The following is a 14,819-nucleotide window of genomic DNA, read 5'->3' as shown; positions in this document are numbered from 1 at the left end:
TCCGATGAGCGACGACACACAGGTCGGGACGGGACAGCGAGGGCCGACGGGCAGTGGTCACACCGTCGGGCTGTGGGCGTCGCTCCGGGACAGGCAGCTCGGGCTGGTCGTCGTCGGGAGCCTCGTGGTCTTGGCCGTGAGCGCGTTCGTCCAGATCCGCTACGGCTCCTACGCGATGACCGACCGGATGGTGTTCGAGGCCGTCTTCGACCCCGCAGTCGTCGCGAACCCGTCTGTGCTCGCGAACCTCCTGTTGGGCGGTCCGTTCCCCGAGGTCGACAACACGACACTGATCGTCTGGAAGCTGCGGATCCCGCGGATCTTCGTGGGCGTGATGGTCGGTGCGAACCTCGCCGCCGCCGGCGCCATCTTCCAGGCAGTCACGCGCAACGAACTCGCCAGCCCGTACATCCTGGGGGTCAGCTCCGGTGCCGGACTGGCCGTCCTGGCGGTGTTGATCCTCCTGCCGGTCCTCTCGGGCTACCTCCCGTTCGTGGCCGCAGCCGGCGGGACAGCCGCCTTCCTGCTGGTGTACGCCATCGCCTGGCAGAACGGGACCAGTCCCGTCCGGCTCATCCTCGCCGGCGTCGTCGTCACGACGATCTGTCACTCGCTCCAGACCGGGCTGTTCTTCTTCGCCGGCAACACGGGCGTCGTCCAGACCGCCCTCTCCTGGCTGACGGGGTCGCTGACGAGCACCGACTGGGGCGATGTCCGGCTGGCGCTCCCCTGGACCCTACTAGTGCTTGGCCTCGCTGTCGCCGGTTCGCGGCAGTTGAACGTCCTCCTGCTCGGCGAGCGGACGGCGGGATCGCTCGGGATGCGCGTCGAACGGGTTCGCTTTGGCCTCTCGGCGGTCGCCATCCTCGCGACCGCGGTATCGGTCGCCGTCGCCGGCCTCGTCGGGTTCGTGGGGCTGGTGGTTCCACATCTCGTCCGGAACCTCGTGGGCAGCGACTACCGGCGGCTTCTGGTCGGCTGTCTGTTCGTCGGACCGGCGCTGGTGACGGCGGCCGATGTCGGTGCGCGGCTGGCCCTGTCGCCGATCCAGTTACCCGTCGGGATCGTCACGGGGCTCCTGGGTGGCCCGTACTTCCTCTACCTGTTGCGGAAGAACCAGCGACTGGGTGATATCTGATGCGGGTGACCGAACTGTTGGCCGGGGAACCGGTGGGGAGCTAACGATGGTCGGACACACACTGCTCGACATCCGTGCGAGACTTGCGGAGCTAAGCGTCGCCGTCGGCCCTTACCGCGTCGTGAGTGCGAAGACCGGGCACTCTCCCGTCCCGGTCAGCGGCTTACAGTTCCCGACGCGGGCGACGGCGGCGGAGGCCGCGAGCGTCGCGACCGCGTATCGGACCGCACTCAGGCGGTACGATCCCGCGGTCCGGGTGCAGGATCTGATCGCCTGTGACCGTGGACTGTCACCGACGGACAGCCGACTCCCGGCGGACGACCTCCCGGAATACTGTCACTCGATCACCGCGGCGTTGCTGGAGACGCTGTCTCGGCAGGACGGGCGCGTCCAGCGAACGGTCATGGACCGGTATCTGGAGGCCGCCGAGACCACGCCGGACAGGGACCGACTGTCGCTGTTGCTGATCGAGAGCCTCGCGGAAGCCATCGACAGCCACTATGCGACCAGGCGACAGTACGAACTGCTCCGGGCGACCGCGGACCGACTGCCCGGTCCCGCCGAGACCGAGACGCCGGTTCGGGAGACGCTCTCGGTGTTGCGTTCGACCGATCTCCTGCGGGACTTCGAGATCGGTCCGGCCCCCAGTGGCGGCCATCGCGTGGGGCTCCACGGCTACCGGGTGCGCGACCGCGACGGCGACTGTATCGTCCTGCCGATCGCCGTCGAGCTCCTCCGGCGGCAGTCGCCACCACCGCGGTTCGGCGACGCGACCCGGACGGTGGACGGCTGGACGGTCCGTCTCGTGTCGGCAGCAGAGACACCGGAGCCGTCGCTGGCGATCGTCCCGTCGGCGTGAGGGCACGGCGAGGCGACCGGAGTGACCGTAACGAATACACGGGACCCCCGAGTGGACGTAGCTATGGGAGTCGCAGTAATCGGCGCGTCGATGACGAAGTTCGGGCAACGCGACGCCTGGCTCCAGGAACTGCTCACGCAGGCGGGCGAGGAGTGTCTGGACGACGCCGGCGTCGCCTCCGACGAGGTAGAGCACCTGTACGTCTCGAACATGGCCAGCGGCGAGTTCGAGGGCAAGACGGGCGTGATGAACGCCCTGGCTCACGATCTCGGTGTGTTGCCGGCGTACAGTGAACGGGTGGATCAGACCTCCTCCTCCGGTGGGGCGGGCATCTACGAGGCCTGGCAGTCGATCGCCTCCGGCGCCAGCGACATGACGCTGCTCGTCGGCGGCGAGAAGATGACCCACAAGACGACGGGCGAGGCCACCGACATCATCGCCTCGATCACCCACCCCGACGAGTACAAACACGGGATCACGCTGCCCTCGTTCGCGGGACTGACCGCACGCCACTACCTCGAACGGTTCGACGCCCCGCGGGAGTCACTCGCCCGGGTCGCCGTCAAGAACCACAAGAACGGCGTCGACAACCCGAACGCGCAGTTCCAGAAGGAGATCTCCGTCGAGAAGGCCCTGGAGTCGCCCATCATCGCCGACCCGCTCCGCCTGTACGACTTCTGTCCGATCACGGACGGCAGCGCGGCGATGCTGTTCACCACGGAGGAGCGGGCCGCCGAGATCGCAGACGAGTACGCCGTCGTCTCCGGGATCGGCGGCGCGACCGACACCCACGTCGTCCACGAGCGCGACGATCCGACGATCATGGGCGGGGTCGTCAAGTCCAGCGAGCAGGCCTACGAGATGGCCGGCCTCGGTCCCGACGACCTCGACGTGGCCGAACTGCACGACATGTTCACGATCCTGGAGTTCCTCCAGCTGGAGGGGATCGGCGTCGCCGACCAGGGGACCGCCTGGGAGATGGCGATGGACGGCGCCACCGAGAAGGACGGCGAGTTGCCGATCAACACCTCCGGCGGGCTCAAGTCGAAGGGCCACCCGCTCGGGGCCAGCGGCGTCGCACAGGGCGTCGAGATCTACGAACAGCTCGTCGGCGAAGCCGGCCCGCGCCAGGTCGACGCCGAGACCGCGCTGGCCTGTAACGTCGGCGGCTTCGGGAACTGTGTCATCACCACCATCATGGAGGCCGCAGAATGACGCTGGAAGCAGGCATCTGTCCGAACGGTCACGTCTCGTATCCGACTCACCCGCGCTGTCCCGACTGCGGCCAGTCCCAGGACGACAGCGTCGACCTCGCGGACCGGACCGCCGAGGTCGTCACCTGGACCACATCGACGGCGACCCCGCCGGGGGTTCGCGAGCCGAACACGCTGGCGTTCGTCGAGTTCGACATCTCCGATCTGGACCTCACGGACGAGTTCGTCCGCGCGCTGGGGCAGGTGACCACCGACGAGGTCGAGACCGGCGACACCGTCGAACCGGTCTACGTCGAGGAACTCCGCGATCCCGAGGTCGGGCTGAAAAGCGCCAATCCCGAGAGCCAGCCGTGGGACGGCTACCGGTGGGACCCGGTCTGAGGGAGCGGCGCCGCTGAAGGCTGTCTCGATCGATCCGGCCACAGAATAGGTCGTCTGATCGCTACACTTCGACGCCCCACTGGGCTTCGAGTTGCTCCATCCCGTCGGCGACGCTGCGGGGACCACCGTCACAGACGTGGGGGTACACCGCCGTGAGTTCGTCGTCCTCGTAGACGGCCAGACAGATGACCGGGAGTCGCACGACCGCGTCGTCGATCCCGGTGTACCAGTTGTGCCGTTCGTGTCGACCGAACGCGGGGGCGAGCGAGACACTGTGGTCCGCAGCCCACGCCTCCAGTTCCGTCACCGCAGGCATCGACGGGTCACCGTCGCGGTCGAGCGCTTGCCGGAACCAGTAGGTCACCGAGAAGTCGTCGATAGCACCGCAGTCACGGAGCGACCGCAACCGGGCGAGAACCGTCTCCTGGCGCTGTTCAGTTGCCGCTGGGGCGGGCGAACGGACGTACACCGCTGCCCGTCTGGATTGTGTCATGGTATCGTACACCGGACTTTGAGTGTCCTACGTCGGTCGAAAGCATAGCCGTATCGGTGGACGATCCGAACATAGTCAGTCAGCCGTCGAGGCGGTCGTCGTTCCCCTTTGAGCCGTTTCGGCGTGGGCGGCGAGGTCGGTGAGACAGTCCTCGATGCTGGTCGGACCGTCGTCGCCCGTCGCGGGCGCGACCCGTGTGAGGTCGCCGTCCTCGTAGACCGCGACACACATCGCGGGCATGACCAGTTCCTCGCGTTTCTCCCCGGTCTGCATGCTGTAACACAGCCGGGTGTCGAAAAACGGGGCGAGGGTGGCCCCTGCCTGGCGCGCCCACGCCGCGAACTCGTTGTACCGGGCACGCTCGGTCCGAGCGCCGCAGTCCTCGATCGGGACCCGCTTCGCCCAGGTGGTCGTGGTCGTCTCGTCGACGGCGCCCCGCCGCGCTAGCTCTTCGAGGTCCGCCTCGACCGCCGCCTGGCGCTTTCGGGACGGTGTCGGCAGGGACCCTCTGACGAACAGTTCGACACGCCGTGTTCCGGGACACTCTGTTTCCGGCATCGCTACCTGTACATCGGTAGCCATCATAATAAAACATTATGTTTATTTCCTGTCAAAATACCGCGCCCTGTCGTCACCCCTCAGGCGTCGTCACCGTCGCTCTCGTCCCCGTTTTCGTCGTCTGAAGCGTCGTCAGGGGGGTCGATATCGTCGAGGTCGTCCTTGATCGATCGGAGTTCGGCCTCGACATCGACGGCAACGTCGTCGGGCTCGTCGTCCCCGGTCGGGACCTCGCCGTTGGTCTCTGGCGCCTCCTCGTCGAGTCGGTCTTCGAGGTCCGAGCGGAGTTTGCGGGCCTCCGCAAGCAGTTCGCGGGCCTCCTCGTCTTCGGGTCGGCCCTCGACGGCACTCTGGATGTCTGTGAGTGCCTCGTCGAGGCGGGAGAGCGTCGCCTTGCTCAGTTTGGTCGCCCGATCTTTTACTTCGGCGGACGCCGACCCCGTCGACGTGGGGCGTCCTTCGGCCATCCGAAGCGCGCGACGGAGCAGCTTGAGTGCCTGGATGTTCGTCTTCAGGATCAGGATGGCCGCCGGGATCGTCACGTCGCTCGTAAAGCGCAGCAGTTCCTCCGGTGTCGGCGGACGGGGGAGTCCGCTCTCGGTCGTCGGTTCGACCTCCGTCTCTAGCTCCCGCAGCGTCGAGACGAGGTCGGTCAACAGGGCGGTGATGTCCTCGTCGGAACGTCCACTCATGTGTCCTCGTAACAGGGTCGGATACAAAAGTTCGCCTGTCGGGTCGTTGTCCGTGATTAGGCGTACCAAAACCCTTTTGTCTTTAGGGTTGCCTAATCCCGGTAATGGCACCTCAGACGGACGATGTCGCGCCGGCGGACGATACGGACTCGCCACTGGTGACGGCGCTTGACTGTGGCCAAGAGCGAACCGTGTTCACCGAGGACGGGAACACCGACGGCTGGATCTCCACGGACCTCACCGTCGACCTCCGACGCTAGGCTGGTCTCTGCGTTCTCCGAAAAGACAGGTCAGCGGCTACCGGGACGACGTTACTGGACCAGCGTGTCGTCTTCGAGGTAGTGTTCGACGTGGTGGGCGTCTTCCTCCGTCTGGACGATGATCTCCCGGAGGATCTGGGCGGTCGCGTGGTCGCCGAGGTTCTCCGCGAGTTCGATGTGGTCTCGCAGCGACTCGATCACGTCGCCGAACATCGCCAGGTCGTTCTCCAGGGAAGTCCGGATGTCGTAGACATCCTGGCCCTCGGGTTCGACGGTCGCGTGTTCCTCCTGTGCCTTCCCGCCGGCGACCGGCGTACCGCCCAGCGCCTGTGCGCGTTCCGCGAGTTCGTCTGCGGCCTCCTCGGCGTTTCCGGCTGCTTCGCCGAGGAACAGATGCAGGTCACGGAACTCGGCCCCCTCGACGTTCCAGTGGTGTTTCTTCAACTGGTGGTACAGCGTGTACGTGTCCGCGAGGTCCTGGTTGAGCGCGGTGACGATCTGCTCGGACTTCTCCCGGTCGAGCCGGAGTTCGTTTTCCTCGACTGTGCCAAACTCCCGCCGGACGTGTTCTTGGGTCGCCATGTTCATCCCGTACTACTCGGCAGACTCACTTAAAGATTGTCTTAGTAGAAAACGATTTTTGGTTTCCAAAAGAAATCATTCTCATAGAGGAACCACTCGAGACGGTGGCTCGTAGCCCGACGCTTCGACCGCCCCGTCGGCCGGACGTTACCCGAGGCGCTCGACCTGGACCAGCGCGGCCGGTTCGCGCCAGTCGTACACCGAGACCGGGAGGTTTCCGACCCCCGTGATCCCCGGGTGCGGGCGGATGACGCCCTCTTCGGCCAGGTCGGGGTCGCTCTCGGCGACACCCTCCGGTTGCCCGCCCAGGATGAGCGTCTTCGCCGGCGGGACGAGGTCGGCGAACAGCTCCGTGTTCTGTTCCGTACCGACATCGTAGCCGTTTGCGAAGTAGGTCCGGGACGCGTTGGTCTGTGTGGGGAACGGGACGGTGTCGAGTCCGACGATCCCGTCGTTGGTCGCGACGAGCATGCTGAGAAACGTGAAGTACGCGGCACTGGAGTCCGCTTGGACGGTCAGTTCCGCGTAGTACGGCAGGCCGGTGTCACCGGGGTCCTCTTCCGGGACCAGCGGGTCGCTGGCGACGGCCGCGCCGCGAATCGCGTTCGTGTCGTCGATGAGGTTCTGCAGCGGCCCGAGGTCCCCGTTCTCCGCGACCTGTTGGGTCGCCTCGTTGGCCTCGTCACCGACCGCGAACACTTCGACGCTCGGCTGGTGTGCGGCGACCGCAGGCGGGGTGAACGGCTGTCCCCGCGTCAGGTTCGCGACGGTGACGCGGTATTCCCTGCTGCCGTCAGCCTGTCCCAGTACCGTCGAACTCCCGAGGGCGACGCTCCCCAGGGCTGCGCCGCCGAGGGCGAGCGCCTGGCGCCTGGTCATTCCGCCGTTCGAAGCAGTCATCGGACTCCACTCCACGGGTCGGTTGTGATGCTATCTCTCATCGTTCTTCTCCGAGCGCACCGACTCGCATTGTAATACTCCGAGTATCGCCGACACTCCCTCCCCTAGTTTCGGCTAACGGCCGCTTGCTCGGCGCTAACGTCGAACTATCGCTGGCCCACGGTCTCGCTTTCGGCGATGTCGCGCCGACGGGACCGCTACTATCGCGTGACGACGAGCGGAACGTGCCCGTCGGTCAGCCCGTCGAGCGTGACCCCGCTCGTCCGGACTGTCTGTTCCTGGTGGGTCGCGACGAGCGCGGCGAGGAGGTCCTCCTCCAGGTCGAGGTACGCCCCGAACTCCTCCCAGACCGTCGGTGGGACAGCGACGAAGAACGTCTCGGGCCGTCGTTCGAGTATCGGGTCGTCGTACTGTTTGCGCCACTCGTAGACGAGATCTTCGACGCCGGGCGAGTCCCGCATCGTCTGCTGGTGTGCCTCTAGCGCCTCCCGAAGCTCCGGTTCCGGGACGTTCGATTCGTTGGCGACGCTCCGGATAACCGCGAGGTGGAACGGTTCCAACAGGTCGTCGTCAGACATAGACGGTCGTACGCACAGCGTCCTCAAAAGGGCCTCGTCGCCGAGTCCACTCCCGCGAGCCCGTTAACGTACAGAATTTACCGATACAGTTCTCAGCGAGTGGGACACCTCGGCAGATATTTCCACCAGGCTGTGTTACGACCCGCTAGAGGAATGGGACGACTATCGACGCTGTTCGCGCCGGAGCGAGTCGCCGTGATCGGTGCCACAGACTCGGAGGGCTCTGTGGGCCGCGCCATCACGTCGAACCTGCTCGAATCGTTCGACGGCGAGGTCATCGCGGTCAACCCCTACAAGGAGTCGGCCCTGGGGTTGCACTGCTACGACGAGATCACCGCCGTCGAGTCACCGGAGACCGTCGATGTCGCCGTCGTCGTCGTACCGCCCGATGTCGCCGTCGATTCGATCGAGGCCGCCGGCGCCGCCGGGATCAAGAACGTCGTCGTCATCACCGCCGGGTTCGGGGAGACCGGCAGCGAAGGCGCCGCCCGCGAGCGGGAACTCCGGGCGGCCGCCCAGAAGTACGACCTCAACCTCGTCGGCCCCAACAGCCTCGGCGTGATGTCGACGCCGAAGGGGCTCAACGCAACCTTCGGCAACGAGATGGCGACCGAAGGGGACATCTCCTTCATGAGCCAGTCCGGGGCCTTCGTCACCGCCGTCCTCGACTGGGCCGCGGAACGGGACGTGGGATTCAAGGACATCGTCTCGCTGGGGAACAAGGCGATCCTGGACGAGGGCGACTTCATCGCCGAGTGGGGCGAGGACCCCGAGACGGACGTGATCCTGGGCTATCTGGAGGATATCAGCGACGGAACGGAGTTCATTCGGACGGCCCGTGAAGTGACCCAGGACACGCCGATCGTACTCGTCAAGTCCGGCCGGACCGACGCCGGGGCGACCGCCGCCGCCTCACACACCGGGGCGATGGCCGGCTCCGAGCGCGCCTACGAGGCCGGCCTGGAACAGGCCGGCACCGTCCGGGTCGAGTCCGTCCAGGAACTGTTCGACTACGCACAGATCCTGTCGGGCCAGCCACTCCCCGACGGCGAGGAGATCGCCATCGTCACCAACGCCGGCGGCCCGGGCGTCATGACGACCGACGCCGTCGGCGACTCGGACCTCTCGCTTGCGGAGTTCGAGGACGCCACCCTGGACCGGCTGGGCGAGATGATGCCCGACGAAGCCAACATCTACAACCCCGTCGACATCATCGGGGACGCCCCCGCAGAGCGGTTCGAGATCGCCCTGGAGACGGTCCTGGAAGACGACAACGTCTCGATGGCCGTCGTGGTCGCCTGCCCGACGGCGGTCCTCTCGTTCGAGGAACTGGCCGAGGTCGTCGTCGAGAAACAACGGGAAGCGGGCGTTCCCATCGCGACGACCCTGATGGGCGGGAAGTCCGTCGGCGCGGGCCAGGACGTGCTGAGCGAGGCGGGCATCCCGAACTACTTCGACCCGGCGCGGGCCGTCGACAGCCTGGACGTGCTCAACGAGTACCGGGGCATCCGGGACCGGGAGTTCGAGGACCCGGCGACCTTCGACGTTGACCGCGAGCGCGCCCGCGAGATTCTCGAATCCGCCAGTCGCCGGGACACCAACCGCCTGGGCGTCGAGGCGATGGAACTGCTGGACGCCTACGGCATCCCGACGCCCCGGGGCGACGTGGTCACCACGCCCGGTGACGCCGAGGCGATCGCCGAGGAGATCGGCGACGACGTGGTCATGAAGATCGTCAGCCCGGACATCCTCCACAAGTCCGACATCGGCGGCGTCGAGGTCGGCGTCTCCCCTGAAGACGTGCGGGACACCTTCGAGGACCTCGTGGTCCGTGCCCGCAACTACCAGCGGGACGCGACCGTGCTGGGCGTTCAGGTCCAGGAGATGGTCGATCTCGACTCGGGGACCGAGACCATCCTGGGAATGAATCGGGACCCGCAGTTCGGTCCCCTCCTGCTCTTTGGCCTCGGTGGTATTTTCGTGGAGGTGCTCGAAGACAACACTGTACGGGTCGCCCCGGTGAGCGAGCCCGAAGCACGCGAGATGCTCGACGACATCGACTCGGCGCCGCTGTTGCGCGGCGCCCGCGGGAGAGAGCCCGTCGACGAGGACGCCCTCGTCGAGACGGTCCAGCGGCTCTCACAGCTCGTCACGGACTTCCCGGCGATCGTCGAACTGGACATCAACCCACTCGTCGCGACCCCTGACGGGGTGCAGGCGGTCGACCTGCGACTCACCCTCGACCAGGACGAACTATGACCGACCAGAACACGCTGCTCGTCACGTCTACGGAGGAAGGTATCGGCAAGACCGCGATCACGCTCGCGCTCGCGAAACACGCACACGACGCCGGCCACGAGGTCGGCTACATGAAACCGAAGGGGACACGCCTCCAGAGCGCCGTCGGGAAGACCCGCGACGAGGACCCGATGCTCGCGCGCTCCCTGCTCGATCTGGACGCGGAGATGCACGAGATGGAGCCGATCGTCTACTCCCCGACGTTCATCCAGGAGGCGATCCGCGGCCGCGAGGACCCCGAGGAACTCCGCACGCGGGTACTGGACAACTTCGAGGCCCTCTCGGCCGAGACCGACCTGATGGTCGTCGAGGGGAGCGACCGCCTCGATACGGGCGGGATCGTGGATCTGACCGACATCGACATCGCCGAGGCGATGGACGCACGCGTCCTGCTGGTCTGTGGCTACGCGACGCCCGGTGACGCCGACGAGGTGCTGGCGGCCGCAGAGACCATCGGGGACCGCCTGGCCGGCGTGCTGTTCAACGGCGTCACCGACACCGCGATGGGCGAACTCGTCGACGACGTGCTCCCGTTCCTCGAAGGCAGAGGCGTCCCGGTGTACGGGTCGCTCCCGCGGGTCCAGGAACTGGCCGGTGTCACCGTCGAGGACCTCGCCCGGAGCGTCGGTGCGAACGTGCTGACGACGGACGCCTCGCTCGACGCACACGTCGAACGGTTCTCGGTCGGGGCGATGGGCGGCAACAGCGCGCTCGATCAGTTCCGCCGGACGCGCGACGCGGTGATGGTCACCGGCGGGGACCGATCGGAGGTCCAGACGGCAGCCCTGGAGGCGTCGGGGATCAAGGCCCTCCTGCTGACCGGCGGGTTCCGGCCGGCCAGTGCCGTCCTGGGCCGTGCCGAGGAGGAGAACGTGCCGGTGTTGCTCGTCCAGTCGGACACCCGGCGGACGATCGATCGGCTGGAGGACGTGCTCCGCTCGGGCCGGACCCGCGACGAGTCGACGGTCGAGCGGATGGAGGAACTCCTGGTCGACGGCGTGGACCTCGAAACCGTCCTCTCCCTGGAGTGATCCCCCGTTTCGGCTGCGCGTCCCTGACCACCTGATACGCAGTTTGGGACCGTCTCGTAGGTATCTCCAGTCGAAACGGACCGTATACTTATACGATTCCCAGCCGTATCTCCGTCCGGAGCCGAGAGGCTCCGTAGTGTCACACGCTGGGGGCTATCCACCCCCATTCGACCCTTTGTCCCGCGCTCTACTCGCCGTGCAGCGCCGCATCGGGGAGCGAGTCGCCGACGGCGTCGACCGCCGTGGTCGGGTCCGCGAGATCCAGCGGCGGAAGCGTCCACACCGGACAGTCGGTCATCCGTTCGAGAACGTCGGGGTTCGTGCGCGCTGCCGTCGTCGCCCCCTCGTACTCGTTGAGGACGACCCCGACGACCGGGACGCCGTGCTCCCGGAGCGCGTCGACGGTCAGCCCGGTGTGGTTCAAGGTCCCGAGCCCCGACCGGGCGACGACCAGCGTCGGGTAGCCAAGGTCGGCCACCAGATCGAGTACCTCCCGGCCGTCGGCGAGCGGGACCCGGAGCCCGCCGATCCCTTCGACGACCGCCGTCTCGCTGCCTGCGACGGCTTCGGCGACGCCGCTTTCGATCGCCTCGTAGGACAGCGACGCGTCGGCGATGTCGGCGGCCACCGCGGGCGCGAGGGCGGGTTCCAGCCGACGGAGACAGGTCGATGCCGCCTCGGTCCCGCAGGCCTCGGCGACGACGGCCGCGTCGTCGTCGGGCGGGTAGCCGGTCTGGCACGGCTTCACCGCGAGCGCGTCGTGGCCGTGCCGTCTGAGCCAGCCGGTCACACCGGCGGTGAGGACGGTCTTGCCGACACCGGTGTCGGTGCCGACGACGAACAGCGCCTCCCGCACACTGTCGGTCACAGCAGCCCCACCTCCTCGCCGGCCGCCCGGAACGCGTCGAGACACTGTCGGATGTCGGCGTCGGTGTGGGTCGCCATCGGTGCGACCCGGAGGCGGGCGGTCCCCTCGGGCACCGTCGGCGGCCGGATCGCCGGCACGACGATCCCGTACTCGCGGAGCCCCTGGTCCAGCGCCAGCGCGTCATCGCGGTCACCGACCAACACCGGGAGGATGTGCGTCTCACCGAGGACCTCGTAGCCCATCTCCTCGACCCCCGAGCGGAGCCGCTCGACCCGGTCCCAGAGCCGGTCCGCCCGGTCGGTTTCCCGGGCGATCCGGAGCGCTTCGCGGGCAGCGGCGGCGCTCGGCGGTGCCAGCCCGGTCGAGAAGACGAACGACCGGGCGGCGTTGAGCAGGTACTCGACAAGCGCCTCGTCGCCGGCGACGTAGCCGCCCTGACTGGCGAGTGTCTTCGAGAGCGTCCCCAGTTGGATCTCGACGCGGTCGCTCTCGCCGGCCCGCTGGACGATCCCGCCGCCGTCGGCGAACAGGCCGGTCGCGTGGGCCTCGTCGACCATGAGCCAGGCGCCGTACCTCTCGGTGAGATCACACAGCGCCGAGACCGGCGCAACGTCGCCGTCCATCGAGAACACCGAGTCGGTGACGACGAGCCACTGTTCGTCGGCGGCCGGCGACCGCCGGTCCATCGCTGCCCGCAGGTCGGCCACGTCACAGTGGTCGTAGACGACCGTCTCGGCGCCGCTGACCCGGCAGCCGTCGATGATCGAGGCGTGGTTCAGTTCGTCGGAGAAGACGACATCGGGATCGAGCGCGTCGATGGTGCCGACGTTCGCCGCGTAGCCCGAGGAGAACACCAGCGCCCGTTCGGTCCCCTTACAGTCCGCGAGGTCGCGTTCGAGCGCCCGGTGGAGGGAGGTGTCGCCAGTGACGAGGCGGGAGGCCCCGGCACCCGTTCCGACGGTCCGGGCGCCCAGTTCCGCCGCCCGCTGGACGCGGCTGTCGTCGGCCAGTCCGAGATAGTTGTTCGACGCGAAGATCACCGCCTCCTCGTCGAACTCCGCCGCCTGGGCCTTCGGATCGGCCGCGAGGCGCGTGCGGCCGGCGACCCGCTCGGCGACCTCCAGGTGGCGGCGGAGGTCCCGGTCCTCGCGGGTGCGCAGTCGCTCGGCGAGATCGAACCCGTGACTCATTCGCTCGGTACCGTGTCCCGTGGCCGCTTTGCTCTGTCGGTCTCACTCGCCGAGATACGAGCAAAAGACCAGTCCGTCGGTCTTGTGTTCGTACGCGACATCGGTCGACAGTTCGGTGTAGTTGAACGGCGCGGTGACGAGGTGGTAGCCGTTGGGCGTCCCCCGGACCATCCGGACGGTGGTGTGGGCCGCGAGGTCGGCCTGCAACTGTCCTGCGTCCGCGGCGCCCGCGTCGTCCAGATCGAAGACGAAGTTCGAGTCGTCGGCACAGCGGTCCGACTGGAGGACGGACTTGAACTCGCTGTCGACCCGCTTGAACTTCGCGCTGATGCCGTCGTCGCCGTGGATGCGGCCTTCCAGCCAGTCGTCCATCCGGCGCCGGAGCACGAACGTCGCCGCGAGCGCGTCGCGCGCGTTCGCCGTGAGATACAGTCGGAACCTGGCGTCGAACCGGCGGGTGGCGTGGTCGAGTTCGGCGACCGCCCGTTCGAGGCCGGCGGCGTCTTCGACGACGTTCCGGATGGTCGGAACGTCGTGACTCGCCCCCTCGTTTTCCTTCGCCCGAGCGATGGCCAGGAGGAGGTAGACGCGGTCCTCGCCGAACTCGCAGTACTCCGTCAGCGGCTCGATGTCGACGGTCACACCGGTTGTCGGCGCGGCGGCGTGATAGCGCTGTCCCCGGTGTGTGACCGCCTCACTCAGAAGCTCGGCAGCAGATCCGCCGGGCCGAAGACGCCGTAGTGGCCCGCGCGGTTGTTCCGGACGCCGGCCTTCAGGTAGCCAAGCGCCGGGCCGTTGACGTTCGCTTCCATGCTGGTCGCGTCGTCGAGTTCGAAGGTGTTCGTCCCGGTCTCGCCGTCGAACGTCGTCCCGGTGACCGAGACGGTTGTCGTCGTCGGCTTCTCGTCGGAGCGTACGTCCAGCACGCCGCCGACGTGGACATCCTCGGCGTCACAGATGCCGGCCCGTTCGAGCAACACGTCGTCGGCGTGTTCCATGTCGTGGAACTCAAGGACGCCGTCGTGCTCGTCGATCAGCGCCTCGATCTCTTCCTCGCTCATCTCGCGGGCCTCTTCGATGTCGTAGCCGTCGAGATGGGCGATGTCCTCCCGGACGGTCCCGCGGTTGTCCTCGTAACCGGACTTGAGGCCGACGCCCCACCAGATCTCGACTTCTTCGACTTCGACGAACGACTGCGCCGCGAGCGCGGCCGCGCCGGTGAGGAAGCCGGGTGTCGCGCCGGCGCCACAGACGAAGGTGATGCCGGACTCTTTCAGCAGGTCCTCGCGGTCGTCGAGCATCCCGATCACACGGGAGCGCTTGAGCACGTCGATGAGGACGCCCCCGTAGTCGGCCTCGGCGAACCGCTCGGCGACCCGCGGGATGAAGTCGTGTTCGAGGTTCGGGAGCGCCAGCAGGACGGCGTCGATGTCGTCGGACTCGGCGATCACGTCGTCGATCGGTGTCTCGGTCGGGGAACCCTGCTCGCTGGCGACGATGCCGGCCTGGTCGCCGTGCTGTTTGACGCCCTCGGTCGATCCGACCGGTTCGGCGGCCGCGCCGCCGTCGGTGGCGACATCTTCCTCAGGCCCGCTTGCGATGTTGCCCTCCGTCGCGTCGAGGAGTTCCTCGACATCGAGGCCGTCGTGGTCGAGTGCCACGCCGTTGCGGTCACAGGCCGCGACGGCGGTCAGACCGTCCTTGTGCTGAGAGACTTCGAGCGTTCGTCGGCCGATACCACCCGTGCCAAGAACTGCGAAGCGTACGTCGTCCATAG

The 14,819-nt window shown here is 67.4% G+C and carries 17 protein-coding genes; 7 read left to right on the top strand and 10 right to left on the bottom strand.

The window, feature by feature from the left end:
- The first annotated feature begins 4 nt into the window (after nt 1–4).
- From P1L40_RS17660 to P1L40_RS17645, 4 genes are all read left to right on the top strand, one after another.
- A complete protein-coding gene (locus P1L40_RS17660) occupies nt 5–1,138 on the top strand; it encodes a FecCD family ABC transporter permease (protein ID WP_284008973.1) in 1,134 nt (377 codons plus the stop codon).
- Between the two features lie 46 nt (nt 1,139–1,184).
- Nucleotides 1,185–1,997 carry a DUF7551 domain-containing protein gene (locus tag P1L40_RS17655; RefSeq protein ID WP_284008971.1) on the top strand — a complete coding sequence of 271 codons (813 nt, stop codon included), beginning with the start codon at nt 1,185–1,187 and terminating at the stop codon, nt 1,995–1,997.
- A gap of 63 nt (nt 1,998–2,060) precedes the next feature.
- Nucleotides 2,061–3,212 carry a thiolase family protein gene (locus P1L40_RS17650; RefSeq protein ID WP_284008970.1) on the top strand — a complete coding sequence of 384 codons (1,152 nt, stop codon included), beginning with the start codon at nt 2,061–2,063 and terminating at the stop codon, nt 3,210–3,212.
- Entirely contained in the window at nt 3,209–3,592 is a 384-nt protein-coding gene (locus P1L40_RS17645) for a Zn-ribbon domain-containing OB-fold protein (protein WP_284008968.1), read from the top strand. Before P1L40_RS17650 ends, P1L40_RS17645 begins: the two co-directional genes overlap by 4 nt.
- A 61-nt stretch (nt 3,593–3,653) precedes the next feature.
- Here P1L40_RS17645 and P1L40_RS17640 read toward each other — a convergent pair whose 3' ends face one another.
- From P1L40_RS17640 to P1L40_RS17630, 3 genes are all read right to left on the bottom strand, one after another.
- Complete coding sequence (locus tag P1L40_RS17640; RefSeq protein WP_284008966.1) at nt 3,654–4,085, bottom strand: HTH domain-containing protein; 432 nt, start codon at nt 4,083–4,085, stop codon at nt 3,654–3,656.
- Between the two features lie 75 nt (nt 4,086–4,160).
- Nucleotides 4,161–4,643 (bottom strand): HTH domain-containing protein, encoded by a 483-nt coding sequence (locus P1L40_RS17635; RefSeq protein WP_284008965.1) that lies wholly within the window; start codon nt 4,641–4,643, stop codon nt 4,161–4,163.
- A gap of 80 nt (nt 4,644–4,723) precedes the next feature.
- A complete protein-coding gene (locus tag P1L40_RS17630) occupies nt 4,724–5,335 on the bottom strand; it encodes a DUF7547 family protein (RefSeq protein ID WP_284008964.1) in 612 nt (203 codons plus the stop codon).
- 104 nt (nt 5,336–5,439) lie between these two features.
- On the opposite strand from P1L40_RS17630, the gene P1L40_RS17625 reads away from it, so the two are divergent.
- Nucleotides 5,440–5,595: a hypothetical protein gene (locus tag P1L40_RS17625; RefSeq protein WP_284008963.1), complete on the top strand. Its 156-nt coding sequence runs from the start codon at nt 5,440–5,442 to the stop codon at nt 5,593–5,595.
- Between the two features lie 51 nt (nt 5,596–5,646).
- Here the strand turns inward: P1L40_RS17625 and dpsA are convergent, their stop codons facing one another.
- The 3 genes from dpsA to P1L40_RS17610 all read right to left on the bottom strand — a co-directional run bounded on the left by dpsA (nt 5,647) and on the right by P1L40_RS17610 (nt 7,655).
- Nucleotides 5,647–6,177 carry a DNA starvation/stationary phase protection protein DpsA gene (gene dpsA / locus P1L40_RS17620; protein WP_284008962.1) on the bottom strand — a complete coding sequence of 177 codons (531 nt, stop codon included), beginning with the start codon at nt 6,175–6,177 and terminating at the stop codon, nt 5,647–5,649.
- Nucleotides 6,178–6,324: 147 nt separating this feature from the next.
- Entirely contained in the window at nt 6,325–7,077 is a 753-nt protein-coding gene (locus P1L40_RS17615) for a spondin domain-containing protein (RefSeq protein WP_284008961.1), read from the bottom strand.
- A 200-nt stretch (nt 7,078–7,277) separates the two neighbouring features.
- Nucleotides 7,278–7,655 (bottom strand): DUF8048 family protein, encoded by a 378-nt coding sequence (locus P1L40_RS17610; protein ID WP_284008959.1) that lies wholly within the window; start codon nt 7,653–7,655, stop codon nt 7,278–7,280.
- A 153-nt stretch (nt 7,656–7,808) separates the two neighbouring features.
- On the opposite strand from P1L40_RS17610, the gene acs reads away from it, so the two are divergent.
- Both acs and P1L40_RS17600 read left to right on the top strand, forming a co-directional pair.
- A complete protein-coding gene (gene acs / locus P1L40_RS17605) occupies nt 7,809–9,914 on the top strand; it encodes an acetate--CoA ligase alpha subunit (RefSeq protein WP_284008958.1) in 2,106 nt (701 codons plus the stop codon).
- A complete protein-coding gene (locus tag P1L40_RS17600) occupies nt 9,911–10,984 on the top strand; it encodes a phosphotransacetylase family protein (RefSeq protein ID WP_284008957.1) in 1,074 nt (357 codons plus the stop codon). Before acs ends, P1L40_RS17600 begins: the two co-directional genes overlap by 4 nt.
- A 187-nt stretch (nt 10,985–11,171) precedes the next feature.
- Here the strand turns inward: P1L40_RS17600 and bioD are convergent, their stop codons facing one another.
- The 4 genes from bioD to bioU are packed head-to-tail and all read right to left on the bottom strand — an operon-like array spanning nt 11,172 to nt 14,817.
- Complete coding sequence (gene bioD, locus P1L40_RS17595) at nt 11,172–11,852, bottom strand: dethiobiotin synthase (RefSeq protein WP_284008955.1); 681 nt, start codon at nt 11,850–11,852, stop codon at nt 11,172–11,174.
- Nucleotides 11,849–13,042 carry an aminotransferase class I/II-fold pyridoxal phosphate-dependent enzyme gene (locus P1L40_RS17590; RefSeq protein WP_284008953.1) on the bottom strand — a complete coding sequence of 398 codons (1,194 nt, stop codon included), beginning with the start codon at nt 13,040–13,042 and terminating at the stop codon, nt 11,849–11,851. The genes bioD and P1L40_RS17590 overlap by 4 nt, the downstream gene beginning before the upstream one ends.
- Before the next feature lie 42 nt (nt 13,043–13,084).
- Nucleotides 13,085–13,684: a hypothetical protein gene (locus P1L40_RS17585; RefSeq protein WP_284008952.1), complete on the bottom strand. Its 600-nt coding sequence runs from the start codon at nt 13,682–13,684 to the stop codon at nt 13,085–13,087.
- A 56-nt stretch (nt 13,685–13,740) separates the two neighbouring features.
- Nucleotides 13,741–14,817 (bottom strand): (S)-8-amino-7-oxononanoate synthase BioU, encoded by a 1,077-nt coding sequence (gene bioU / locus P1L40_RS17580; protein WP_284008951.1) that lies wholly within the window; start codon nt 14,815–14,817, stop codon nt 13,741–13,743.
- Nucleotides 14,818–14,819 lie beyond the last annotated feature (2 nt).

Origin of the sequence: Haloarcula pelagica, from assembly GCF_030127105.1 — an archaeon.
Classification (GTDB): Archaea; Halobacteriota; Halobacteria; order Halobacteriales; family Haloarculaceae; genus Haloarcula; species Haloarcula pelagica.
Note: the sequence above shows the minus strand (reverse complement) of the source record. Positions and strands in the feature narration are given on the sequence as shown.